Here is a 25,656-nt window from a genome sequence, read left to right as displayed (position 1 = left end):
TCCGACCAGCGCCCCTCAAACAATATAAACCATTGATTTTAAACACTTATTTAAATTGGCATCATTTTTGTAATAGTGAGTGCAACTTTAATCAATAAGGAAATTAAATGAACAACCGCTTTTTAGTAATTTTACCCATGCTGGCTTTTGGGTTTATGGGCACAGATGCAATAGCTATGGACGTTCAAGCTACATTTAATGAGCTAGATAAAGACAGTAACGGCACACTTAGCGAATCAGAAGCGGGTGAAGATGCCGTACTACACGAAAACTTTTCACAAATAGACACTAACCAAGATAGCCAGTTGTCGCTAAGTGAATTCAAAAAGTTTATTCAGTAAATTCATTTAATTAGGGAACATGATTATGAAACAACTTATCGCAGCATTTGCATTAATGTTTTTAGCCATTAGCGCCACGGCTTTAGCCTCTTCTGTCAACATTCGCTTTGCTCATTTAGACAAAGATATGGATGGAGCAGTATCGCTTGCAGAAGCCAAACAAGATAAAGAAGTAATGAGGCAATTTGCCGATTTAGACGAAAACCAAGACAAGAAAATTTCTAAAGAAGAGTTTCAAAATTTTAAACCTTAATTTTGATTAAGCGCTTTAATAACAAACTCAATAGTAACGATGTTTAAATCTTTTTCTGTGGCTAGAAATTTTAAGCCGTTAGCGCTAAAACGAGCTGCTTAAAATAGATTTATTATCCACAGCTGAAGTTAATTAAGTTTTACTTAAGCTTTTACCTAGTAAGGTAGGTTTCAAAAGCATTTGCCATAATCCCTGAGGGAATGTGTAAACGGATTTAATGTTGGGAAGTTAAATTATGGCAAGTGTTTTTTTTATTAATCTACAAGCACTGTATGTTGGAAGGAAAACCATGAAGTGTGTTTTTTTTAGTGTTATCGCTATTACTATGATCAGCTTTAATGCTGTTGCGTTAGATGTTAAACAACGTTTTGATCACCTTGATGCCAATAAAAGCGGCTTCTTAACAGAAGACGAATTAGAGCCACAGCCTCAGCTACTCAGCACCTTTACTCGCTGGGATAAAAACCAAGACAAACAAATCTCGCTTCTTGAGTTTAAAGACTATTTAACCAATAACCTTTACTGAGTATAAGTATGAAGACTGTAAGCTATTTAGCGCTTGTTGCGCTGGGCCTTTTTAGCGATGTAAGCCTTGGCCAAAGTACAGAAGTTGCCGATAAATTTAAAAAGTTTGACCGTAACCACGATGGCTTTTTAACCCGTTCAGAAACCGCCATTGACCCCGCCCTTTGGTCGCGTTTTTCAAGTTATGATAAAGATAAAGACGGCAGACTTACCCTTTCGGAATATGGCATATACGCCAGTAAGTAACTCTTTTTTATAAGCGTAAGCGCTAAATTTTTAACAGCCCTTACGCTTTTAAGCTATCTACCTCAACATATTGGTATTCTAAAAGTGAGTTTGCTAGTGTTATTTTACTAACAATAAAAAATAACCAACTTATGCAACTCAAAAAACTATTTAACCCACTACTGCTTGCCGGCTTATTTGTAAGCAGCACTGCGATTGCGCAAACGCAGGTCATTTACAACGCTAATGGTTACACTCCCTTATACCAAGGTGGCATACAAACGTTTTCTACTTTAGTGATTAAAAACGGTAAAGTTGTTAAAACTGGAGATGATACGCTTAAAAACACTTTTCCTGATGCCACACTTATTGATGCCAAAGGTAATACGTTACTGCCAGGGTTGATTGACGCTCACGGGCATGTAATTGGCCTTGGCGATAACTTATCGCAACTTGATGTACGCGGCGCTAAATCGGTCGATGAAATAACCACAAAGTTAGAGCAATTTGCGAAAAATAAACAAGGCTGGATATTAGGGCGAGGCTGGAACCAAGAGCTGTGGAGCGACACGCGCTTTCCTACCGCCAAAGACTTAGACAAAGTAGTCAATGACCGTCCAGTGGTACTTTCGCGCGTTGACAGCCATGCAATTTGGGTTAACAGCAAAGCCTTAGAGCTGGCCGGTATTACTGCAGCAACTCAAGCCCCTGACGGCGGCGAAATTATTAAAGATGAATTTGGGAATCCAACTGGTATTTTTGTTGATAAGGCCGAGTCGTTAATTACCCTGCATATGAGCGCCCCTTCAAAACAAGCTATAAGCGACTCGTTAGATGCCGCAGGCGCGCACTTATTAAGCTTAGGCATTACCTCTACTCACGATGCCGGTATTGATAAAACCACCTGGGAAGTTTACAAAGAGCGCAGCGAGCAAGGTAATTTGCCACTAAGAATTGTCGCTATGCTAAGTGCTGCTAGCCCTGATTTAAAGCACATGCTTAAGGCAGGGCGCTATCAAGATGCTGCATCGTTTATGTCTATCCGCAGTGTAAAAGTATATGCCGATGGCGCATTAGGCTCGCGCGGGGCTGCGCTAATTGATGACTACGCAGATAGAAAAAACCACCACGGCCTAATGCTAGAAACCCAAGCTAAGCTTGAAGAATTATTTACTTTAAGCTTTAAAAATGGCTTTAGCGCCAACACCCATGCAATTGGTGATAAGGCAAATAAAGTGGTACTTGACGCGTATCAAAACGTGTTTAAGCAAACAGGCGGTATGTTACTGCGTAACCGTATTGAACACGCGCAAATAGTCACCCCTGATGATATTCCACGTTTTAAAGCACTTAAAATCATTCCATCTATGCAGCCTGTGCATGCCACCTCAGATATGCATATGGCTCAGCAGCGCTTGACCGATAACCAATTACAAGGTGCATATGCATGGCAAACATTTTTAAAGCAAGGCTCTGTGATTGCAGCAGGCTCTGACTACCCAGTAGAGCTGGCAAACCCTTTTGATGGCTTGTATTCAGCCATTACCCGTATGGATCATAATATGCTGCCTGAGAACGGCTGGCGCGCAAGCGAAGTGCTAAGCCGCGAACAAGCCCTAAGAGCGTTTACCCTCGGCGGCGCGTATGCAGCACACCAAGAGTTTAAAATAGGCAGCTTAGAAAACGGAAAATGGGCAGACTTTATTTTAATAGACAAAGACTATTTTAAAGCCCCTGTCGATGAGATTTATAAAACACAGGTTTTACAGACTTGGGTAGCTGGAGAGTTACGCTATGAAAAAGAAATCGAAGAAGAGAAAATAGATTAAGCCTAAAAAAGGGAATGCTTATGCGTTCCCTTTTTTAATATTAACTTTGGGCTGTCGGTAGAGCTTTACAATATGGTACATATTTACCAGCGCTAATAAGCCATTAGTAAACGCAACAGGCACTGCACCAATAGCCACACCGTAAATAGTAAATACAATACAACCAAACATATTATACCAACGCAGTTTTACTACATCGGTCATTGTTAACGATGCAACCAAGAAAGCTGATGCAATATAACCTAAATATTCCCAACTCAATTGTTCTCTCCTACCCTTTAGGTTAGCATTACGCTAATGCTAACGTGTGGCACTTGTCAGTGTTACAACGTTTAATACCAATGCGCAATAATACTCAATCATTTTGCGGGGCTAAACGTGTCGCTACCTGTGTTAAAAAATGCTCATTTACGACTGCATGGATGCAGAAGGTAGAGCAATGCAGGAGCAATTGCCGAGAACGACTAAATAGCTATTTTTTGCCTAGCTATCAACACGCTTTCCTAGCCTTAAAATTGATCACTTAATTATTAGGCAGATTGGTATAAAATAAAAAAACTAACTTGCTTAAAAAACCTTAAAAAGTATATTGGTTGTAGCCAATAGCTTCCTAAATCATTACACGGGAAATGAAGGTATTACGTACTTAGCAAGGCTAAATACAGTAGCAAGTTAGCGTAAATTCTTAGAGCCTTAATAATATCGTCATTAAGGTGTAATAAATAGGACAATTGTCCGAAGAGCATATTGATGTTTCAATACCATTTTTCTAGTTACCTTGTTGAACAATTACTCACTTTTGCAGGGAGTAGCTATCAACAATCAAAAAAAGAAGTGCTGATCCACCAAGATCAACCACTTAGTAAACTTGTGCTGGTGCGCAGCGGTACTATTTCATTTAGTTATGATGTAGGTAACGGACGCCGCCTATTATTAGGCCAATTAGATTGCAACAACACCCTAATTGGTGAAATAGAAGCATTAAACAATAACCCATGTATTTATACGGTCACCTGTTTTAGCGATGTAACCTATAATTTAATAGAGCTTCGCCACTGGCGAGCATTACTACTCGAAAAGCCAGAGCTGAGCTTATATACCGCGCAAACCATTGCGGCTAAGTTTCAAGAAAACCAAAAAATTAATTTAGATAAGTTACTGCTGCCTTTAAGCTACAACATAGCTAAAGACTGCTTACTACGCGCCGAGAACAATAACCCAACGCTACTGCGCGCATACCCAACCGTTAACGCCGAAGCAGAGCGCTTTGCAACCACTGAGCGAGCTTATCGCCGCGTAGTTACCGAGCTTGTTGAAAAAGGCTTAGTGCAGCGCAGCTCCCATGGGCTAAAAGCGGTCGATACACAAAGTTTAAGTGATTACGTAGACAGTTTTGCGCAGCTGTAAAAAATCAGACACAAAAAAAGGCCGTAATGGCCTTTTTTAGTTTTTGTGGTATTTATTAGCACTGCGCTATAGCAGCAATTTATTTAAAACGAGTACACAAACACGCTCCCGCGCAAATAAACTCCTACTTAACGCTTTGGCAATTACTTATCTAATAAAATATCTTGGATATTTACTAAATCAGATTTACCTTCAATTATTTCATCTGGCGTTAAACCCGATAACTCATGCGGGAACACTAACCACTCTTCTGACTCATGAATAAAGTAATCTGGCACCATCTCTACTTTTGAGTTTTTAGGCTTATAGTACGGACATGCCACACGAATATCGCGTGGTAAGTTTAAGCGCATAAGCTCAGAAAGCTTTTCTTTTAGTGCAAATATACTGCGGCCAGAATCAAACACATCATCAACAATAAGCAGTGAGTCACCTGCATTAGCGTTTTCTACAATGTAGTGTAGGCCGTGTACTTTTATTTCTTTAGATTGCTTGCCAATACCGTAATAAGACGACGTACGCACCGCAATGTGATCAGTCTCAATGCCTTTGTAATCGTAGTATTCTTGCACAGCAATACCAATAGGTGCACCACCTCGCCAAATACCAATTATAAAGTCTGGACGAAAGCCATCTTTATAAACTTGTGCCGCTACGCGGAATGAATCTTCAAGTAGCTGTTGAGCTGTGATGTAGCACTTATCTGACATAGTTTAGAACCCCAGTGGTGAGTATAACATTTGAGTGTAGGCACTTTAGCCAATAATTAAACACCCAAACAGGTATTGGCGAAGGATTTTACCGTAAATAAAAATAAATTGCTTGCCTGCAAATAGCAAAATAGGCACCAATTGGTGCCTATTTTATGTATTAAACGCCTAGTTACGTACTATTAAGCTTTTTCTAACAATGTACGTGCCACTGTGCGCATACCTTGCGTAGTTGCACCTGCAGCCCATTGGCTAGTGCTACCCATATTAAATGCTGCAGCTAAATCAATGTGTACCCAACCTTTACCATCGTTTGGTACAAAGCGAGATAAAAAGCCTGCTGCATTTGATGCGCCGCCGTAACCGCCACCTTTTTGAGCGCGGCTATTTGCCGTATCAGCATATGGAGATGGGCAGTTTTGCTGGTGCCATTTTTCAAGCGGAAGAGGCCATGCAGCTTCCATTTCTTGCGATGCAAAGTCTTCTACTTCGCGAACCAGCTCTTTATCAAGGGCAAATAATGCGTTGTACTCTTGCCCTACAGCAACGAGTGCAGCACCTGTTAGTGTTGCCGCATCGATAATTAGCTCTGCGCCAGTTTCGCCTGCAGCCATTAGACCATCGGCAAGCACTAAACGCCCTTCAGCATCGGTGTTTACAATTTCAACGGTTGTGCCATTTTTGTAGGTTAAAATATCACCTAGTTTGTAAGCGTGGCCCGAAATTAAGTTCTCTGCACAGCATAAAAATAGCTTAATGCGTTTTTCTATACCGCGGTTAATAGCCAGTGCTAAACCCGCTGTTACCGTTGCCGCGCCACCCATGTCGCACTTCATTCCTAGCATACCTTCGCTAGATTTAATTGAGTAACCGCCAGAATCAAACGTAATACCTTTACCTACAAGCGCTGCGCTTACCGGTGCGTTTTCATCGCCTGTTGGGTTGTAATCAAGCTCAAGTAAAACAGGTGGACGCTCAGAGCCACGGCCCACAGCATGAATACCAATCCACTGTTGCTCTAATAACGCATCGCCTTTAATAATTTGGTAGCTTACGTGTTCAGGCGCTAACGATTGAATAAATTCGGCGGCTTTTTCAGCAAGGCTTTCAGGGTAAATGTCATCGGCTGTGCCGTTTACCATTTCTCGTGCCCACGTAGCTGAGGCTTTTAAATGCGCCAGCTCGTTTAGATCTGATTGTGCGTTATCAACAAATTCAACACCATGTAATGATTTAGGTGTTACAAAACCTTGGTAAAAAGCCCATTGGCTTTCTGTACACCATGTATCGCCCGCAAGCTCAACCTGTTTAACACCTTGGCTTGCAATTGTTCGCGCCGCTTTTTGAACATTTTTTAATGTTTCTTGCTCAGATAAATGAACCGTTGCGCCTTGCTCGTTAAAAGACAACGCCGCGTTTTCGCCCCAATGGCTTGGTGCTGCTTGCTCGCTTAGTTGAACAACAAATTTTTCACTCATGTTAGAATACCCTTACACTTAAATGTGCCACCGAGTTTACTATAGTGAGTACAAGTTCCCAACAGCTTGAGATAAATAACATAAACCAACGCATCTGCAGCGTTTAGCATTGGAATTTAAATGAAATACACCCCAGCTTTACAGCCCGCCACGTTATTAAAACGCTATAAACGCTTTTTAGCCGATCTCCAACTTAACGATGGAACTGAATTTACCGCCCACTGCGCCAACACCGGTAAAATGACAGGTTGCGCAGAGCCTGGCTTTAGCGCTTTTTATTCAACCAGCGATAACAGTAAACGAAAATACCCTCAGTCGTTAGAGCTCACTCAAAACTCCCTCTCGCAGTTAATATGCGTTAATACCGCCGTGGCAAATAAAGTGGTCGAAGAGGCTATCAACAACCAGGTTATTACAGAGCTTAACGGCTACGAGCAGCTTCAAAGTGAAGTAAAATACGGCAGCGAAAACAGCCGTATCGACTTTTTACTCACCGGCGACAATAAACCCGCTTGCTATGTAGAGGTAAAGTCAGTCACCTTGTTAAGCGAAACCGCACCACAAAGTGGGCAAGGCTACTTTCCGGATGCGCAAACCGTGCGTGGGCAAAAACACATTCGCGAATTAATAGAAATGATCGAACAAGGCCACCGCGCAGTATTACTGTTCGCTGTTTTACACCAAGGTATTAATACGGTGAGTGCAGCAAGCCACATAGATAAAAAATACAGCGACTTATTAAACCACGCGATTAAAAAAGGCGTGGAGGTATACGCTTATAAGGCATCTATTTCGCCAAGTGAAGTAACGCTTAGTGAGAAAGTGGCCTTTAAATAAAAAATTTAACTTGCTTTTAAACTTTATGCCCATATAACTAGGCAAGTTTAAATACCGAAATAACGATTAATAAAGCATCAAAATCAAAATATGAGCCTTTTTAGTCAACACACTGGTTGAAGCTAATTCGATTAATTAAAAAATAAATTTGCCTAGGGTATAAGATTCTGCTATTTATACCGCCGGCTAATGCTGAGGCATTAAATTAAGGATTTAGGAGAGAGTTATGCCAGACCAACAAAGACATGGTTTATTGGCTCAAGCCGGTTTAGAACCATACCAAGAAAAGCCGGGCGAAGAGTATATGAATGAAGCACAACGTGCTCATTTTAAAGCGATTTTAGAAGCGTGGCGTAACGACTTACGTAATGAAGTTGACCGCACGAAATCGCATATGCAAGACGAAGCTGCCAACTTTCCTGATCCAGTTGACCGCGCTGCGCAAGAAGAAGAGTTCTCTTTAGAACTTCGTACTCGCGACCGCGAACGTAAACTGATCAAAAAAATTGAAAAAACAATTATCTTAATTAAAGAAGATGATTTTGGCTTTTGTGAGTCATGCGGAATCGAAATTGGTATTCGTCGTTTAGAGGCGCGTCCAACTGCAGATTTATGCGTAGACTGTAAAACCCTTGCAGAAATTAAAGAAAAACAAGCTGGGCGCGGTTAATTAAAATTAGTTAACTATGTCTCCTACAGCCGTTACCACGCCAAAGCGTGACTATCGCGGTCGATTTGCACCGTCTCCTTCTGGGCCACTTCATTTTGGCTCACTTGTGGCGGCTGTGGGCAGCTACCTTGATGCTAAAGTAAATCAGGGTAAATGGTTAGTGCGCATTGAAGATATAGACACCACCCGCGTGGTTAAAAATGCCGACACCCATATTCTAAATACCTTACAAGCCTACGGCCTTTACTGGGACGAATCCGTTGTTTATCAAACTCAGCGCCTACCTCTTTATCAAGAGATAACAAACAAGCTGATCCACCAACAATGTGTGTATGGTTGTCGCTGTTCTCGCAAACAAATAAAAGCCATGGGTGGCATTTACCAAGGTCACTGCAAAACGCTTAACTTATCAACAGAGCAAGGCGCACTTCGTCTTAGCCAGCAGCACCCAACATGCCATTTTAACGATTTGATTCAAGGCGATATTACTGTAAATAGTGCATTAGCCCATGAAGATTACATAATAAAGCGCAGCGACGGATTATTTGCCTACCAGCTAGTGGTGGTTATTGATGACATTGAGCAAGGTATTAATCGTGTGGTACGTGGCGCCGATTTAATCGAGCCTACAGCACGGCAAATAAGTTTATTTAAACAGCTTAATGCGCCCATTCCCCAATACGCACATTTACCCCTTGCGGTGGCCGAGCCTGGTTTTAAACTCTCTAAACAAAATTATGCGCCCGCTATTAGCACAGACAACCCAAAGCCCGCGCTTATTGATGCGTTTGAATTTTTAAACTTACCTGTGCATAGCCAATTGAATGATTTGTCTGTGGAGCAATTAATGGCGTGGGCTATTAACGAATTTAGCTTAACAGCGGTGCCAAACATACCCGAAATTAAAATTTCGCAAGGTCAGCATCCAAACAGCACTAAATTTACGCATTTAAGCAAATAAAAAACTTAAAAACGGCTTAATTTCAGTCCATCAACTTAATTTTTATACCGCGCTGGTATATGATAGCCGCCTAAATAGAGGCTATTTACAATAAATACAAAGCACCGCACTATAATACCTAATTTATGTGCTTTTTGATTGCGATGACCAGCCAATCATCATTTCTGTAGGAGACAGATTATTATTTCCAAGCTTTTTCAATTTTGCAGGCAAATAATCGGCCCTAATGCCGATGTGCAAAGCACTCAAACAAGTGATGAACCGGTTGTTGTAACACGCGGCGAACATGGTATTTCACGTAAACAATTTAGCCCAAATGCAATCAAAGTACTTTACCGTTTAAAAGACGGTGGTTACGACGCTTACCTTGTAGGTGGTTGTATTCGCGATATATTGTTAGGTCAACAACCAAAAGACTTTGACGTTGTTACCAATGCCACCCCAGAGCAAGTAAAAAAACTATTTAGAAATTGCCGCCTAATTGGCCGTCGTTTTCGCTTAGCACATATTGTTTTCGGTCGCGAAATTATAGAAGTAGCCACCATGCGCGGGCACCACGAAGCGCAAGAAGACAAAAACCAAATTAGCCAATCAAGCGAGCACGGGCAGTTACTGCGCGATAACGTGTTTGGTAGCATTGAAGAAGACGCCGAGCGCCGTGATTTTTCTATCAACGCGCTGTATTACTCTATTAACGATTTTTGTATATACGATTACGCCAATGGCTTAGCGGCCATACAAGCAAAACAAATTGAGTTAATTGGCGACCCAGAAACACGCTACCGCGAAGACCCTGTACGTATGCTACGTGCGGTACGCTTTGCAACTAAGCTTGATATGAGCATAGCGCCAAAAAGCGAAAAGCCAATTACTGCGCTTGCCAGCCTACTTGATAACATACCGCCAGCGCGTTTATTTGAAGAAGTTCTAAAGCTGTTTTTAAACGGCAAAGCCGAAGCTAACTATTTAATGCTACGCCAATACGGCTTGTTTAAGTCGTTATTCCCGGTGCTTGATAAAATTTTAGATAAAAACCCTGACGGCTTAGAAGCGGCGTTTATTCAACAAATGTTTCAAAACACCGATAAACGCATTAATGCAGATAAAAAAGTAACGCCTGCGTTTATATTTGCTGCTTTAATGTGGTTTCCGCTGCTTGAGCGCACAACTAAAATTAAACAACAAGAACAGCTATCTTACTTTGATGCCTTTGCTCAAGCCATGAATAAAGTTCTGAGCGAAAATGCCCAGCATATAGCAGTACCTAAACGCTTTACCTTAGGCGCACGCGACATTTGGCATATACAGCAACGTTTAGATAAACGTGCCGGCCAACGCGCTTACAGACTTACCCAGCAGCCACGATTTAAAGCCGCTTATGACTTTTTATTATTACGTGTTGATGCCGGTGAGCACCAACATAGTGAGCTTGCCCAGTGGTGGACACAATACTTGAGCCTAGATATTAATGGCCAAAAAGAAATGGTAAAAAACCTGGGCCACCAAGGTGGGCCTAAACCACGTAAACGTCCGCGCCGCCGCACCACTAAAAAGCCAGCCGAGTAATTGCATGCAGTGTGTATATTTGGGTTTAGGTGCCAACCTAAACTCACCCAAAGAGCAGCTTGATAACGCCGTTTGTGCGCTTAAAAAGCTGCCTCATTGTGAATTTATAAGTGTATCGCATTACTATGCAAGCAAACCAATGGGCCCACAAGATCAACCCGACTATGTAAATGCCGTAGCGTGTATTAAAACCGCGCTTGAACCTGAGCAATTACTTGATTTAACTCAAGCCATAGAGCTTGAACATGGACGGGTAAGAAAAGCCGAACGTTGGGGGCCGCGTACGCTCGATATAGATACCTTACTGTTTGGTCAGCAAGTGATTAATACCCAGCGCTTAACTGTGCCACATTATGGCCTGTGCGAACGTGAGTTTGTAGTTTACCCTTTACTTGAGCTTGCCCCAGAACTGATTTTACCAAGCGGCATTGCATTAAAAACCATTGCGCAAGACTTACCGCTCAACGACTTACAACAATTACCTCTGTAATTAACCAAGGCTTATGCCTGCGAGGATATTATGTCTAAAATAACCGTTTCTACTTTAAATAAAATGAAAGCAGAAAATAACAAAATCACCGCATTAACCGCTTACGATGCCAGTTTTGCTAAGTTATTTCATGATAACGGTGTGGACGTTATTTTAGTTGGCGACTCTTTGGGCATGGTGCTGCAAGGTGGCGACGATACCCTAGCCGTAACCAATCAAGATATAGCCTATCATACCCGCTGTGTACGCGGTGGCAGCCGTGAGCTTTTTGTAATAGCCGATATGCCCTTTATGAGCTATTCAAACGTTAGCGACACCTGTAAAAATGCAGCAGAGTTAATGCGTGCAGGCGCTAATATGGTAAAACTTGAAGGCGGTGAATGGCTTTACGACAGCATTAAAAGTTTAACGCAGCAAGGTATTCCTGTTTGCGGCCATTTAGGATTAACGCCGCAATCAGTACACGTATTTGGTGGCTTTAAAATTCAAGGCCGCGAAGACGACAAAGCGCAAAAAATGATTGATGATGCAAAAGCACTAGAAGCCGCAGGCGCCCAATTATTAGTGCTTGAGTGTATCCCAAGTGTTCTCGCTAAACGCATTACCGATGCCGTCACCATTCCTACCATAGGTATTGGCGCAGGTAATGTAACGGATGGTCAAATACTGGTAATGCACGACTTAGTCGGTATTTCGGCAGGATACATTCCTAAATTTTCTAAAAACTTTTTACTGGAAACTGGCAACATGCCAGATGCAGTTAAAAAATATTGTACAGACGTTAAAAGTGGCGCGTTTCCAAGCGCCGAACATGAGTTTAAATAATGCAGTCAATTACTGAAATTAAATCATTACGTAGTCAAATTAAAGCTTGGCGCCAAGCAGGTTTAAGCGTGGCTTTAGTGCCAACCATGGGCAACTTGCACCGCGGCCACTTTTCATTGGTTGAAAAGGCAAAAACAATGGCCGATAAGGTGGTTGTGAGTATTTTTGTCAACCCAATGCAATTTGGTGCCAACGAAGACTTAGATAGCTACCCACGTACATTAAACGAAGACAAACAAGGCTTAGCCGACTTAAATACCGATATTGTGTTTACCCCAAGCGTAGACACCATTTACCCAAATGGCCTTGGTGAGCAAAGCTTTGTAGATGTACCAGGCGTATCTATGGGGTATTGTGGCGGCACGCGCCCAGGACACTTTAGAGGTGTTGCCACGGTAGTGACTAAGTTATTTAATTTAGTACAACCAGATTATGCATGCTTTGGCGAAAAAGACTTTCAGCAGCTGCAAGTGATTAAAACCATGGTACGCGATTTATCAATTCCGGTTGAAATTGTTGGTGTACCGACCATGCGCGAAGTTTCAGGCCTAGCTATGAGCTCGCGAAATGGCTATTTATCTACAGAGCAAAAAGCCACGGCGACCACATTATTTAAAACACTAAACAGTTGCGCTGAGCAGCTCAAAGCAGGCAATACCGATTACAAAGCACTTGAGCAAAGCGCACAGCTTAGTTTAGAGCAAGCCGGCTTAAAGCCTGATTATTTTGAGATAGCTCAACGAGATACACTAAAAGCTGCTACACTTGATGATACACAACTTGTTATTTTAGCTGCCGCCTTTTTAGGCAATGTTAGATTAATCGACAACTTACAAGTTGAGATTTAACAAAAGCGCAGTTCAACGTTAAGGATAAGCATGCAAACATTTATTAAAACGAGTGCCCTCGCCCTTTCATTTTCATTGTTAGCAGCTTGCCAAAATCAAGTGAAAAACCCTGAGTTAAACCAATGCGCACAACAAAACTATCAGTGCGAAAATAGTTGCGATCAGCAATCGATTGACAAAGGTTTAAAACAGCAAGTGTGCTCTGCCAAATGTGTAGAGAGCTATAATCAGTGTAAAGCACAAGCGCAAAAGCTGACTGATCTGTAATCGCTTTTTAGTAAGTTAGTCTGTTTTACGCTTTAAAGTTTTACACACAAAAAAACCGCTCATTGAGCGGTTTTTTTATTGGTTGGGCTTAAATTATAAACCTAACTTTTTAAGCTCTGCTTCTACTAACTTAGCAGATAGTGGTACGTAACCATCTTTTTCAACGATTTTTTGACCGTCTTTAGAAAGTACCATTTTTAAGAACTCAGCTTCAATTGGTGAAAGCGGCTTATTAGGGTGCTTGTTCACGTAAACATATAAGAAACGAGAAAGTGGGTATTTACCTTTAGCAACATTATCAAGCGTTGCATCTACGTAGTTAGTGCCTTTTTTAGATAAAGGAACCGTACGTACACCCGACGTTTTGTAACCAATGCCTGAGTAACCAATCGCGTTTAATGAAGATGAGATTGACTGTACAACAGAGGCTGAACCTGGTTGCTCATTTACGTTGTTACGGAAGTCACCTTTACACAGCGCTTTCTTTTTAAAGTAACCGTAAGTACCTGATACAGAGTTACGTCCGTATAATTGAATGTCTTTTGCAGCCCAGTCGCCCGTTAGGCCAACATCGCTCCAGCGGTTAACTTGCTCAGACGCACCACATTTACGAGTAGATGAAAAAATAGCATCTACTTGGTCAATACGTAAGCCTTCAATTGGGTTATCTTTGTGTACAAATACCGCTAATGCATCAATCGCTACACGCACTTCTGTAGGCTTGTAACCGTAGCGTTTTTCAAACGCTTCGATTTCTTTTGATTTCATTTTACGGCTCATAGGACCCATGTTAGAGGTGCCTTCGGTAAGCGCTGGTGGAGCAGTAGACGAACCTGCCGCTTGAATTTGAATATTTACATTTGGGTAAATACGTTTGTACTCTTCAGCCCAAAAAGTCATCATGTTAGCTAAAGTATCAGAGCCTACAGATGAAAAGTTACCTGAAACGCCGTTAATTTTTTGATATTCAGGAATTGCGTCGTCAAGAGCAACAGCCTGTGCAGATACTAATGTTGTAACAGCCACACCCATTGCGGCAACTAAGTTTTTAAATTTCATGCGGGGTTCTCCGATTTGTTCGTCCCATTTCCTAACTGTCGTCTACTGTAAAGTGAGTAGATGACAGTTACATTACTCTTAAATGACACTTTTATGACTTTGTTTTTTATTGCCTTTAACTTGCTAAGTTAACAAGCTTATCCTTTGAAAAGTCGAAAGAAAAACACGAGCCTTTACCAAGCTCACTGCTTATATTTAATTTACTATCGTGGCGTGTAAGCACATGTTTAGTAATTGCTAAGCCTAAACCTGAGCCACCGGTTGTGCGACTCCTTGCTTTATCTACGCGGTAAAAGCGCTCAGTTAAACGATTTATATGCTCTGGTGCAATACCATCGCCATTATCATTTACACTAAAGTGCGCAAGCCCCTCTTTACGCTGCCAGGTAACAACAATTTTTCCGCCCGCTTTAGTGTAATGTATAGCGTTAAACACTAAATTAGAGAACGCACTGCGTAGCTCATCTTCAGAGCCTTTAATATCAAGCTCATTATCTATATCAAAAATAAGCTCATGGCCTTTGTCTTGGTTTATAGACTGCGCTTCGGTTTTAATGTAGTTGAGCATTTGCGGCACATTAATGGCTTTGTCGTTGTCTTGCCTGCGCGCCCCTTCAATACGCGAAAGAGATAAAAGCTGATTAACTAAGCTGTCCATACGCTTACATTGCTCAAGCATGGTATTTTGCGCTTTATTCCACATTGCAGGCGGTGGCATCATATCGCCATCCATCATCTCAAGGTAGCCAGTAACAACCGTAAGCGGCGTGCGCAGCTCATGCGATACATTGGCAACAAAGTCTTTGCGCATTTGCTCTAGCTGCTTTAAGCGTGTTACATCACGTACTACCACCATAAGCTGCGTGTTGGCATACGGCATTACCCTAAACTCAAGCACTTGGTCAACAATATGCCCGTTATCAAGCTCTAATGGCTCTTCAAATTCACCGCGCAGCATGTACTTGGCAAATTTAGGTTCGCGTATTAGGTTATCTAGGCGCTGGCCATGATCGGTCGGCCATTGTAGCCCCAATACTTTAAGTGCAAGTTGGTTACACCACACAATGCTTAAATCACTTTGCAACACCACTACGGCATCGGGTACGGCTTCAGCTCCATCGCGAAAGCGACGAATTAAATCGGCCAGTTCATTGCGTTTTTTACGATTACGGTGCTGTAAATGATAAATGCCTTCAAATACTTGTTCCCAGGCACCCTCGCCCTCTGGTGGGTTAAAGCTACGTTGATTTAAAAGCCAATCGCTTAAGCGATAAAGTTGATGATAATGCCAGACTAAAAGAGAAGAAGTGCCTAAAAATAAAAGCAAAAAAGGTGCACCAATAAGCACACCAACTAATAACAGGGGTAAAAAATAGATAAACAGACGTTTTACTAACGCCTGTTTATTAATAACTCGATACATACACTCACTTTACCTTTGAGTAGTAATTTATGCGTACTCACACCCTAGCTGCGGTACCTTATAATTTACTAGAAAAACGATAACCTGCACCACGTACTGTTTGTACTAAGCGATCATGCCCCAGCGGTGCAATCGCTTTGCGTAAACGACGTATGTGCACATCAACTGTACGGTCTTCTACGTACACATTAGTTCCCCAAACATGGTCAAGCAGTTGTTCACGGCTATAAACACGCTCTGGGTGAGTCATAAAAAAATGTAATAATCTAAATTCGGTTGGGCCCATATCAAGCTCGCTTCCCTCAGAGGTAACGCGGTGCGATATTGGGTCTAAACGCAAGCCATGTACTTCTATGGCTTCTTCTAATGAGGTAGGCGATACACGGCGAATAACCGCTTTAATACGAGCCATTAACTCTTTAGGAGAAAAAGGTTTAGTGACGTAGTCATCTGCCCCTACTTCTAGGCCGCGTACTTTGTCTTCTTCTTCGCCGCGGGCTGTAAGCATAATGATTGGAATTTGGCGTGTGTATTCACTTTGCTTAAATTGCTTAGCAATTTGAATACCGCTACCGCCTGGTAACATCCAATCGAGTAAAACCATATCTGGGTATGGTTCAACCATAGCTGCAATTGCAGAATCGTAATCTTCTGCTTCAATTGCTTGAAATCCATTTTGCTCTAAAACAAAAACTAACATCTCTCTGATAGGAGCTTCATCATCTACGACTAGTACTTTACGTGACATTCCAAATTATCTCTTACGCTATCGAATTAGTTTTCATTATTATGACTAAGTATGACATTTTTATGAAAGTGTAACGTGTAAATTAAAATCCTGGTAAAAAAAACACAAAATAGTGACAAAAAACCTCATTAACGTCATATTTTTAAAACTATTTTGCAAATTACGGTTAATCAAAACATATTTACAAAAAGATGACAGTTTTATTTCTAAGTAGATACTCATGGCGGGATCATTACTTTACTAACACAGTAAAAAAACCAGATACGAAACTGAGTTTGCATTGGAAGATGTGATTACGTGGTTAAAAATAGATCTGTTTTTTACTAAGCAGTCTATAAAAAGATCAGATTTTTACTAAGCCGATCGGATTTGGGATCACGGTTATACTTAGTCAAACAACTAAGCACCTGAACTATTGTACAAATAAAAAACGATCTGATTAATTGAGCGCCTAACGTGGCGTAAATTTATGCGCTAGTTGGTAAATAAATGATCCAAATGCGGGGCGGTTAGTAAATCAGTGATCCCATTTTATTAAGTTGGTACAACAGTGATCCCAGTGCTTTGCGGTATAAAAAAACCAGCTGGATTACGCCAGCTGGTTTTTATAACGGTATTTTTTTAATTAAAGATCATTATTTAATTTGTGGGTCTAACTCACCACTTAAATATTTAAGGTGCATGTCATCAAGTGAAATTGGCTTAATTTTACCTGCTTGACCAGCTGTACCAAACGCGTTGTAACGCGCAACACAAATCTCTGTCATTGCTTTAGTTGCTTCTGCTAGGTATTTACGCGGATCGAAGTTAGATGGGTTAAGCGCCATATGACGGCGAATAGCACCGGTAGAGGCCAGGCGTAAATCGGTATCAATATTTACTTTACGTACACCGTATTTGATCCCTTCTACAATTTGCTCAACAGGTACGCCGTACGTTTCAGGAATTTCGCCACCGTATTGATTTATGATCTCTAACCATTCTTGTGGTACAGACGACGATCCGTGCATTACTAAGTGCGTGTTCGGGATACGTGCGTGAATTTCTTTAATACGATCAATCGCTAAAATGTCATCTGTGGGTGGGCGCGTAAATTTGTACGCACCGTGCGATGTTCCACAAGCAATTGCTAAGGCATCAACATGGGTTTTATTTACAAAATCAGCGGCTTCTTCTGGGTCAGTAAGCATTTGATCGGTAGTTAGTTTACCTTCTGCGCCTACACCATCTTCTTCGCCCGCTTCACCGGTTTCAAGTGAGCCAAGTACACCTAGCTCGCCCTCTACCGATACGCCACAAGCATGTGCCATAGCCACGGTTTCGCGTGTTACTTCTACATTATATTCGTAGCTTGATGGGGTTTTTCCGTCAGTCATTAATGAGCCATCCATCATAACTGATGAAAAGCCAAGTTGAATTGAGCGTTGGCAAACACCGGGTGAGGTACCGTGATCTTGGTGCATTACTACTGGAATGTGCGGCCATTCTTCAACGGCTGCTAAAATCATGTGGCGGATAAATGGAGCACCAGCATAAGCACGTGCGCCTGCTGATCCTTGAACAATTACTGGGCTGTTTGTTTTATCAGCCGCTTCCATTATTGCGCGCATTTGCTCTTGGTTATTCACGTTAAAGGCTGGAACGCCGTAACCGTGTTCAGCTGCATGATCTAAAAGTTGTCGCATACTGATTAAAGCCATTGGGTATTCTCCAATTTATCGACAGCAGTCTCCTGCCATCTAGTTTGAACGGATATGTTAGTTTGACGCAATCACTGCGCCACAAAATAAAGCAATTTACACTGCTTAGTTTTGTCTTAATTAACTATTAAATAAGGGTGAGAGGTATTTAATAATTAATCGTTGGTGAGGGTTTCCCCTCACCTAATGCGGCTAAAAGTTTATTATTTAGCGCGCGACTCTAGCATTTCTACTGCTGGAAGTTTTTTGCCTTCTAAAAACTCTAAGAACGCACCACCACCGGTAGAAATGTAAGATACTTTATCGGCAATGCCGTATTTATCAATTGCCGCTAAAGTGTCACCACCGCCTGCAATCGAAAACGCATTAGAGTTAGCAATTGCCTGGGCAATAGCACGTGTACCATTACCAAACTGATCAAACTCAAATACGCCAACTGGGCCATTCCATACAACAGTACCGGCGTTTGCAATAATTTTTGCAAGCTGGCTGGCTGTATCAGGGCCAATATCAAAAATCATGTCATCGCTTGTTACTTCGCTTACATCTTTAAGCGTAGCGACTGCAGAGTCTGAAAATTCATTACCTACCACAACATCGGTCGGTACCGGAATTTCACCATCGTTTGCTTTAGCTGCTGCACATAAACGATTTGCTTCATCCATTAAATCAGCTTCATAAAGTGATTTACCAACCGGATGACCCGCAGCTGCAATAAAGGTATTAGCAATACCGCCACCTGTTACAAGCTGATCTACAATCGTTGAAAGCGAGTCTAAAACGGTTAATTTAGTTGATACTTTAGAACCACCTACAATAGCCACCAATGGGCGTGCTGGGTTATCTAGTGCTTTACCTAGTGCTTCAAGTTCTGCTGATAATAACGGGCCAGCACAGGCAACATCTGCAAATAAGCCAACGCCATGAGTAGACGCTTGTGCGCGGTGAGCGGTGCCAAATGCATCCATTACATACACATCACACAGGGCAGCAAGTTGTTTTGATAAAGCTTCGTCGTTTTTCTTCTCGCCTTTATTAAATCGTACGTTTTCAAATACAACTACTTCGTTATCGGCAACTTCAACGCCGTTTAAGTAGTCTTTTTCAAGGCGTACATTTTGCTCAAGTGCATCGTTTAGGTAATCGGCTACAGGGGCAAGTGAAAATTCGTCATCGTACTCGCCTTCCGTAGGGCGGCCAAGGTGCGACATAACCATTACTTTAGCGCCTTTTTCAAGAGCTAGCTTAATAGTAGGCAGTGCAGCACGAATACGTGCATCTGAGGTCACTTTACCTGCTTTAACTGGTACATTTAAATCTTCACGAATTAATACGCGCTTGCCGTTTAAATCTAAATCTGCCATTTTTATGACCGACATAACATCTCCTTAGTTAACGATACTTGAACCTGAAAAATAAATTTTAAAATTATTATAAAATGCTTACTTAGCCATCATCGCACGTGCTGTATCTAGCATGCGATTGGCAAAACCCCATTCGTTATCACACCAAACAAGTAACTTTATCAGGCGTTTGTGACTAACACGTGTCTGCGTGCCATCAATAATACAAGAATGTGGGTCGTGATTAAAATCAACCGATACCAATGGCTCTTCGGTGTAACTTAAAATACCTTCTAAGCGGTCTTTTGCTTGGGCTTTAAGTGCCGTATTTACCGCCTTTAAATCTACATCGGCATTTACTGTAACACTTAAATCCATTGCCGTTACGTTAATTGTCGGCACGCGAACCGCAATGGCTTCAAAGCGCCCTTCAAATTTGGGTAAAATGCGGTCTATTCCTCGTGCTAATTTTGTATCAACCGGAATAATAGACTGACTCGCAGCGCGGGTACGACGTAAATCATGATGGTACGCATCAATCACTTGTTGATCGTTCATCGACGCGTGAATAGTGGTAATAGCACCCGATTCAATGCCAAACGCATCATCTAGCACTTTAATAACAGGCACCACACAATTTGTAGTACACGAGCCGTTAGATACAATAGTGTGCTCGCGTTTGAGCTCATCGTCGTTAATGCCATACACAATGGTGGCATCTACATCATTATCAGCTGGGTGCGAAAACAACACCTTTTTAGCACCCGCAGTAATGTGTAATTGTGCATGCTCGCGCGAGTGATAAACACCGGTACATTCAAGCACAACATCTACATCAAGGGTTTGCCAAGGTAATTCTACTGGGTTTTCTTCACAAAATAGTGCAATGGTATCGCCTGCAACGCTAATGGTGTCTTCACCAAGTTTTACAGGAAAAGAAAAACGACCGTGGGACGTGTCGTATTTTAATAAATGAGCAATAGCTTCAGGGTCAGCAAGTTCGTTAATCGCAACAATTTTTATCTCGTCGCTCAAACCTGACTCGTACAACGCGCGGACAATATTTCGACCAATACGACCAAAACCATTAATTGCAAGTTTGATTGCCATGAAATATAAAATCCACTCTCTTTACGTGCAGACAAAGGCATCGATGCCTTTTAGATGGCTGTATTGTAATCGACCTTGAACATTATTATAAGAGGGAGCGATTAGAAACTTTAAATTAACCCAAAAGTAGCTAATTTACTTGGCTACTTTTAGGCATAAAGCGAGCTTGCGTTATTGCTTACTGTAGTGCTTTTAAAGCATTAATTATATCTTGTGGCTCTGAGCGGGTGCGGTAATCAACATCAACATAGCGCCACGTCACTTTACCTTCGCTATCTAAAACAAACGTGGCAGGGATAGGTAAAATACTGCCGTTGCCGTTATTAAGCGACTCTAAATCAAGGCCGCGGTCTTCGCGCATATGATCTAATAAAAATGCAGGGACTTGCCACGCTACGCCATAGCTTGCTGCTACATCTGCATTTTGGTCACTCAGCACAACAAAATCCATATTACGTATGTCGTTTTCGCTCATTGAGCCATCGGGCGCTTGCGGGCTAATAGCCACCAGCTGTGCGCCTAATGCGTGAATTTCAGCTAGGCGTGACTGCAATGCTTTTAGCTGTAAATTACAATAAGGGCACCAACTACCACGATAAAAAGTTATAACCACAGGCCCTTTTGCAAGTAGCTCATCTAATAAAACTTGCTCACCGTGCTGGTTCGGCAGTTCAAAGCGTGGGGCATTTTGATCTAAATTAAGTGCATTTGCCCCTTCTTGAAACGCTTTTGCCTGAGCAATGGTTTCATCAACGCCTTTCATAAAATCAGGATTACCTTTTCGCCCTGCTGCTACTTTTGCCTCGGTTTGTGCTTTTAACGTGTTGCTTTCATCGCTCATAATACTGCTACCTTCAAATTAATCAAAAACATAAAACTAGCTTACAGTACGAACATGTATTTGAAATGAAATTATTAATTTAATCAGTTATCTCTAAATCAAACACCACGTTTATGGATGATTTAAAGCTTATTGTTGCCTGTAAATCGTTACTACGTATTTGAGGAAAAGAGTTATTATCATACTGCGCCCTGTGCATCTTGGTTATAGCTGTACTAAAACCACTGTCATAGTTGTTTTTAGTTGAGCGAATAGTGCGTACTTCACCTACTTTTGCATTGAATGAATCAGCAAGTAAATCCGCTTTTATTTTTGCATCTTCAATTGCTAACTGTGTGGCTTGCGCTTGTAATTGCTCAAATTTTGAAGATAAAAACGCAATATTTTGAATCGCATTTACTTCTTGGTTCAATAAAAAATCGGTTAAATCGCTCACACGCTCAATACTGTTTAGCGTTACTTCAAACGTTCTTATCGCTGCGTATTCGCTAAGTGCCTGATGCCCTGTTTCAATATAATCCATTCCTGTTTTTTCAATTTTAACGTTTGAGGCAACTACGTCATCGGCGCTTATTTCAAATTGATTGAGCCCATCTATTAATAACTTCACTTTATTCTCAAGCGCGTTATTGGCGGCATTCGGCTCATTTTTAACACTATTCACCTTAAATAGTATTTTAGCCATGTCAGGCTCAACTAATACCTCAGCAGTGCCTTGCACTGAGATATGACGATTGGCAGGTAAGCTCGAATTAGCACAAGCGATCACAGGGAATAAGGTTAGAAGAATAGTGGTAATGAGTCTCATAATTTGTCCTGAATAAGTGCCATGCTTGGTTATGCGTCCATACTAATAAATAGCAGCCAATCGTGTTTCAGCGAATGTTTAATTACTGTGTGCTTGATGCAGCTTTTGACTTTGGCTTAATCGTTTTTTCTTGGTGTAGGTTAGGTATTAATGCTGAGATATTTTCTTGTGAAATAATAAGTAACTCATCTTGTTTATTATCATAAACAAATAAATTCCGCATTGTTGAGGCTACTATTTGAACATTTTGAAGTTGAGTTACTTTACTCTGAGCAATTGGATAATTTAATGACAAGTGATAATTCATTGTTCTTTCATTTATTATATCTTTACTGTGTGAATGCGCCAACATAGTAGGGTATGTAGATATTATAAGTGCTAAAAATAACATTAATGAGTAACTAGGTTTTAATAAATAGAACGGGTAACCAAAGCCATAATAAAGTTTTTTTAACACGGTTGTTTTACTAGGATCTGGCATGTGTCCTGAGCGCCAATTTAAATAAATAGCTGTTAAAACGATGATCGTAGTATAAAGAGTAATAAGTAAAAAATTTGAAATCAGTGCCAGTAAAAAGTCACTTATTTCAATGAAATTGAATATATCAACCGAGAAGTTATTAAGTAAAACGTAAAGATACACAACGCCTGATAAACTACCCAGTAAGTAAAGAATAGTAAGAAACACACCAAAATTATTGTGAATGTACTTTTTAACTGCTTTAAGGTCATTGTTTAACTGGTTGTAATACTTACTGGCGGCTTCAATTACCATAATAAATCCTTTTAAAATTCTTATCTTAACAAAATAATTAGTAAATGCTGTAGCTTTGTTAAATTATTGACCTCAACTGCAACTCCTTCCCACGGTTTATTTGGTAGCACTGGGCTAGTAATAATTCGGCGGTGGCCTGTGCGTCTGTAAGTGCGTTATGGCAATGATAGCTTGGTAACTCATAACGTTTGCGACACGCACTTAGGGTTAAATCATCTTGTTTTATTTCTGCACCTTGGCAAATAAGGCGCTTTTTTTCTATGTGGAGGGTGTCGAGTATTAACTTAGGTTGCGCACTTATATTAGCGTTTTTAAGGGCTGCTTTTAAAAACCCCCAATCCAGTATGGCGTTATGAAAAACCAAAATATGGTCACTAAAATCACGGCTTAGCTGCGTTAATATAGTGTGCAGGCTTTGTCCTTTAGCAACGGTGTCGTCAATAATGCCGTGAAAAACAGGGCTTTGGTCTAAGCGTTTAACGTTTTTATTAATTAAATGCTGCGACTCACTCATTTTTATACATTGGTTATCTATTTTTACCCAGGCTACTGAGACAATTTCATGCTGGTTTACATCAAGCCCAGTAAGCTCTAAATCAATCACTAAATAGCGTTGCGTTAACGCATTTTGACTTAATAAATTACGCCTTTTTATATACTTACTGAGCCATTTCTTTACCACAGCGCTTACCTCTTGTTACAAACTGCCACGGGCAAATTTAAACGCCGCGGCTTGTTGCGCTTGTTTTACTAAATAAAAAGCCTCTTTAAGCTGATGACGCTCTAATGAACTTAATTTATCGGGGTTTATACAGTTACTTGGCAAACCTTCTTCGTTTATTTGCGTACTAAAACGTAACTGAGTTAAAAATCGCCAGCAATCTTTTAAATTATAAATATCGTCTTTATTTAGCAGTGAATGCTTAAGTAAAGCATCTAAGCGCTCTTGGGTATTGGCGCGTTTTATTCCGGCTTTTAACGCATATAAACGCACTATGTCGTTAATGATCACCACACCGCGTTTTTTTAAATCTATGTACTTATGGTTGTTGTCGCTTTTTTGCGTTTTAAGCTTATTAAATAAACCTATAGGCACTGAGCTGGCTCTTATATCGGTTGCCATAGCAGCATAAAATAACTCATCGCGCGATATCCTGTTTAACTGCTCGCAAAAGCCGCTGTATAGAGCATTGGAGCCTTCTATAAAGCGCAAATCAAAAAATATTTTGCAGTTAAGCATGGCGCTTGGGGTTGGGCTTTTTATCCATTTAAAAAAGCGCTCGCACCACTGGCTTACACTCATTCTGCATTCATCGCTGCTGGCCATAATATTCCCCGGGCAACGCCTAATGCCACATTCTACTAACTGCTCACATACAAACTCCCCCATGTGTTTAAAGTAAGCTTGGTGTTGCTCGCTTAAATCATTTGGGAGTAATAAGCCGTTGTCTTGATCTGAATGTAAGGTTTGCTCTTCGCGTGCTTGCGAGCCAAAACATATAAAGCAAAAACTGGTGGGCGCTGCGCCATTTTCTTCTTGAAATAAATGAATAAGACGCGAGGTGAGTGCATCGGTTAAGCCGCTGAGCAATTTACCAATTAGCGATATGTCTTCTATGTTGTACGAAAAACTACGCAGTAACTCAGGGATTTCGCCTGCATAACGTTTTAAATCGGCAATGCTGTGAGCTTTATAAATACGGCCAATAAGCTGCACAGGGTCACTTTTTTGCTGGCGCAGTAAATCGGTACTGGTAAGCATACCCAAAGGCTTATGGTTTTCATCAAGTACAGGTAAATGATGAATATTGTATTTAAGCATTAAATGCAAAGCAGAAAACACCCGATTGTTTTCAAATATAAATTTAGGCTTTGCACTCATTATGCTGCTAACCGCATCTTGTGGGTCGACTTCATCGGCCAGTACACGGTTACGTAAGTCGCGGTCGGTCACTACGCCAACTAAAATGGCGTGTTCGGTGATCATAATTGACGATACACCGTGTTTTTTCATTTTTTTAGCGGTTTGCCTAATACTGGCATCGGGGGCTAAGGTTATGGCGGTGCGGGTCATCAGCTCAGATATTCTGCGCTCAGACCAGCTATCGTTTTTACTTTTATAATGTGATGAAAGCAAACGATTGGCGTGCGCGCGTACAAAATATTGCTCAAACGGTTTGTATTGATGACGTAAAAAGTCAAAATGCGTTTGCGCAAGCATATACACTATGCCCTCTTTTTGTACCTGTAACCTATTTTGAATCGCCTCTCCGGTCAACAAAGAAGGATAGCCAAAGTAATCCCCCTGCGCTAAACGCTTCACTACATCGCCTTTTGCATCCACTAGGTCGTATAAACCGGAGCGAATTAAAAAAAGCTTTGGGGTTTGCGTTTGCAGCCACTGCGCTTGGTTTTCTCGGGTTAAATAAACACTATCAATATGGCTTACAAAATACTCACACGCACTGTCGTGTAGCATGCTAAATGGCGCCTGCATACACACAAACTGGGCAACTTCCTGCTGCTCTACACTCATTGCTGTACTCTTAAAAAGTATACACAAAACCTAATGTACTCATTATTTAAACAAATAAAAAGCCCGACTAAAGTCGGGCTT

The 25,656-nt window shown here is 41.2% G+C and carries 28 protein-coding genes; 14 read left to right on the top strand and 14 right to left on the bottom strand.

Annotated elements, in window-relative coordinates:
* Positions 1-107: 107 nt before the first annotated feature.
* From PSH41_RS01975 to PSH41_RS01955, 5 genes are all read left to right on the top strand, one after another.
* Positions 108-341 (top strand): EF-hand domain-containing protein, encoded by a 234-nt coding sequence (locus tag PSH41_RS01975; RefSeq protein WP_273588720.1) that lies wholly within the window; start codon positions 108-110, stop codon positions 339-341.
* A gap of 25 nt (positions 342-366) precedes the next feature.
* Entirely contained in the window at positions 367-594 is a 228-nt protein-coding gene (locus PSH41_RS01970; RefSeq protein ID WP_004586102.1) for a hypothetical protein, read from the top strand.
* 289 nt (positions 595-883) lie between these two features.
* On the top strand, positions 884-1,120 hold the full coding sequence (locus PSH41_RS01965; RefSeq protein WP_024033183.1) for a calcium dependent protein: 237 nt from the start codon (positions 884-886) through the stop codon (positions 1,118-1,120).
* Positions 1,121-1,128: 8 nt separating this feature from the next.
* Complete coding sequence (locus PSH41_RS01960) at positions 1,129-1,365, top strand: calcium-binding protein (RefSeq protein WP_029773906.1); 237 nt, start codon at positions 1,129-1,131, stop codon at positions 1,363-1,365.
* 131 nt (positions 1,366-1,496) lie between these two features.
* Complete coding sequence (locus tag PSH41_RS01955; RefSeq protein WP_273588719.1) at positions 1,497-3,173, top strand: amidohydrolase; 1,677 nt, start codon at positions 1,497-1,499, stop codon at positions 3,171-3,173.
* Between the two features lie 18 nt (positions 3,174-3,191).
* On the opposite strand, the gene PSH41_RS01950 is transcribed toward PSH41_RS01955, so the two are convergent.
* The gene (locus PSH41_RS01950) at positions 3,192-3,434 is read right to left on the bottom strand and encodes a uroporphyrinogen decarboxylase (RefSeq protein ID WP_273588718.1); all 243 of its coding nucleotides are present in this window, start codon (positions 3,432-3,434) and stop codon (positions 3,192-3,194) included.
* A 489-nt stretch (positions 3,435-3,923) separates the two neighbouring features.
* Here PSH41_RS01950 and PSH41_RS01945 point away from each other — a divergent pair, with 489 nt between their 5' ends.
* Positions 3,924-4,580: a Crp/Fnr family transcriptional regulator gene (locus tag PSH41_RS01945; protein ID WP_004586096.1), complete on the top strand. Its 657-nt coding sequence runs from the start codon at positions 3,924-3,926 to the stop codon at positions 4,578-4,580.
* Positions 4,581-4,723: 143 nt separating this feature from the next.
* On the opposite strand, the gene PSH41_RS01940 is transcribed toward PSH41_RS01945, so the two are convergent.
* Together PSH41_RS01940 and pepB are read right to left on the bottom strand one after the other, a co-directional pair.
* Positions 4,724-5,290, bottom strand: a complete 567-nt coding sequence (locus PSH41_RS01940) for a phosphoribosyltransferase (protein ID WP_004586095.1) — start codon at positions 5,288-5,290, stop codon at positions 4,724-4,726.
* A 182-nt stretch (positions 5,291-5,472) separates the two neighbouring features.
* Complete coding sequence (gene pepB, locus PSH41_RS01935; RefSeq protein WP_054982768.1) at positions 5,473-6,768, bottom strand: aminopeptidase PepB; 1,296 nt, start codon at positions 6,766-6,768, stop codon at positions 5,473-5,475.
* A 120-nt stretch (positions 6,769-6,888) separates the two neighbouring features.
* Between pepB and sfsA the strand changes: the two genes are divergently transcribed.
* From sfsA to PSH41_RS01895, 8 genes are all read left to right on the top strand, one after another.
* Entirely contained in the window at positions 6,889-7,605 is a 717-nt protein-coding gene (gene sfsA, locus PSH41_RS01930) for a DNA/RNA nuclease SfsA (protein ID WP_256851166.1), read from the top strand.
* A 226-nt stretch (positions 7,606-7,831) separates the two neighbouring features.
* On the top strand, positions 7,832-8,275 hold the full coding sequence (dksA, locus tag PSH41_RS01925; protein WP_004586092.1) for an RNA polymerase-binding protein DksA: 444 nt from the start codon (positions 7,832-7,834) through the stop codon (positions 8,273-8,275).
* Positions 8,276-8,291: 16 nt separating this feature from the next.
* Complete coding sequence (gluQRS, locus tag PSH41_RS01920) at positions 8,292-9,236, top strand: tRNA glutamyl-Q(34) synthetase GluQRS (RefSeq protein WP_273588717.1); 945 nt, start codon at positions 8,292-8,294, stop codon at positions 9,234-9,236.
* A 234-nt stretch (positions 9,237-9,470) separates the two neighbouring features.
* Positions 9,471-10,802, top strand: a complete 1,332-nt coding sequence (gene pcnB, locus PSH41_RS01915) for a polynucleotide adenylyltransferase PcnB (protein ID WP_004586090.1) — start codon at positions 9,471-9,473, stop codon at positions 10,800-10,802.
* Positions 10,803-10,806: 4 nt separating this feature from the next.
* On the top strand, positions 10,807-11,292 hold the full coding sequence (gene folK / locus PSH41_RS01910) for a 2-amino-4-hydroxy-6-hydroxymethyldihydropteridine diphosphokinase (RefSeq protein WP_029773910.1): 486 nt from the start codon (positions 10,807-10,809) through the stop codon (positions 11,290-11,292).
* Between the two features lie 30 nt (positions 11,293-11,322).
* A complete protein-coding gene (gene panB, locus PSH41_RS01905; RefSeq protein WP_138611548.1) occupies positions 11,323-12,117 on the top strand; it encodes a 3-methyl-2-oxobutanoate hydroxymethyltransferase in 795 nt (264 codons plus the stop codon).
* A complete protein-coding gene (gene panC / locus PSH41_RS01900) occupies positions 12,117-12,965 on the top strand; it encodes a pantoate--beta-alanine ligase (protein WP_064384724.1) in 849 nt (282 codons plus the stop codon). The genes panB and panC overlap by 1 nt, the downstream gene beginning before the upstream one ends.
* A gap of 30 nt (positions 12,966-12,995) precedes the next feature.
* Positions 12,996-13,232 (top strand): hypothetical protein, encoded by a 237-nt coding sequence (locus PSH41_RS01895; protein ID WP_024033192.1) that lies wholly within the window; start codon positions 12,996-12,998, stop codon positions 13,230-13,232.
* Between the two features lie 93 nt (positions 13,233-13,325).
* Here the strand turns inward: PSH41_RS01895 and PSH41_RS01890 are convergent, their stop codons facing one another.
* The 11 genes from PSH41_RS01890 to PSH41_RS01840 all read right to left on the bottom strand — a co-directional run bounded on the left by PSH41_RS01890 (position 13,326) and on the right by PSH41_RS01840 (position 25,575).
* A complete protein-coding gene (locus PSH41_RS01890; protein ID WP_004586085.1) occupies positions 13,326-14,291 on the bottom strand; it encodes a PstS family phosphate ABC transporter substrate-binding protein in 966 nt (321 codons plus the stop codon).
* A gap of 115 nt (positions 14,292-14,406) precedes the next feature.
* The gene (gene phoR, locus PSH41_RS01885) at positions 14,407-15,714 is read right to left on the bottom strand and encodes a phosphate regulon sensor histidine kinase PhoR (RefSeq protein ID WP_004586084.1); all 1,308 of its coding nucleotides are present in this window, start codon (positions 15,712-15,714) and stop codon (positions 14,407-14,409) included.
* A 58-nt stretch (positions 15,715-15,772) separates the two neighbouring features.
* Positions 15,773-16,462 carry a phosphate regulon transcriptional regulator PhoB gene (gene phoB / locus PSH41_RS01880; protein WP_004586083.1) on the bottom strand — a complete coding sequence of 230 codons (690 nt, stop codon included), beginning with the start codon at positions 16,460-16,462 and terminating at the stop codon, positions 15,773-15,775.
* 635 nt (positions 16,463-17,097) lie between these two features.
* Positions 17,098-18,162: a class II fructose-bisphosphate aldolase gene (fba, locus tag PSH41_RS01875; RefSeq protein WP_004586082.1), complete on the bottom strand. Its 1,065-nt coding sequence runs from the start codon at positions 18,160-18,162 to the stop codon at positions 17,098-17,100.
* A gap of 203 nt (positions 18,163-18,365) precedes the next feature.
* Positions 18,366-19,541: a phosphoglycerate kinase gene (locus PSH41_RS01870; protein WP_004586081.1), complete on the bottom strand. Its 1,176-nt coding sequence runs from the start codon at positions 19,539-19,541 to the stop codon at positions 18,366-18,368.
* 63 nt (positions 19,542-19,604) lie between these two features.
* A complete protein-coding gene (gene epd, locus PSH41_RS01865) occupies positions 19,605-20,615 on the bottom strand; it encodes an erythrose-4-phosphate dehydrogenase (protein WP_004586080.1) in 1,011 nt (336 codons plus the stop codon).
* A 178-nt stretch (positions 20,616-20,793) separates the two neighbouring features.
* Entirely contained in the window at positions 20,794-21,456 is a 663-nt protein-coding gene (locus tag PSH41_RS01860) for a peroxiredoxin-like family protein (protein WP_264390037.1), read from the bottom strand.
* 79 nt (positions 21,457-21,535) lie between these two features.
* Positions 21,536-22,264, bottom strand: a complete 729-nt coding sequence (locus PSH41_RS01855) for an SIMPL domain-containing protein (protein WP_273588716.1) — start codon at positions 22,262-22,264, stop codon at positions 21,536-21,538.
* Positions 22,265-22,346: 82 nt separating this feature from the next.
* On the bottom strand, positions 22,347-23,039 hold the full coding sequence (locus PSH41_RS01850) for a hypothetical protein (RefSeq protein WP_029773917.1): 693 nt from the start codon (positions 23,037-23,039) through the stop codon (positions 22,347-22,349).
* A 58-nt stretch (positions 23,040-23,097) separates the two neighbouring features.
* Positions 23,098-23,721, bottom strand: a complete 624-nt coding sequence (locus PSH41_RS01845; protein WP_273588715.1) for a 3'-5' exonuclease — start codon at positions 23,719-23,721, stop codon at positions 23,098-23,100.
* 15 nt (positions 23,722-23,736) lie between these two features.
* Positions 23,737-25,575: a DUF294 nucleotidyltransferase-like domain-containing protein gene (locus tag PSH41_RS01840; protein WP_055252794.1), complete on the bottom strand. Its 1,839-nt coding sequence runs from the start codon at positions 25,573-25,575 to the stop codon at positions 23,737-23,739.
* Positions 25,576-25,656: the final 81 nt, after the last annotated feature.

It is taken from the genome of Pseudoalteromonas sp. CST2, from assembly GCF_028599385.1.
Taxonomy (GTDB): Bacteria; Pseudomonadota; Gammaproteobacteria; order Enterobacterales; family Alteromonadaceae; genus Pseudoalteromonas; species Pseudoalteromonas atlantica.
This window is presented reverse-complemented; position numbering and strand designations above follow the sequence as displayed.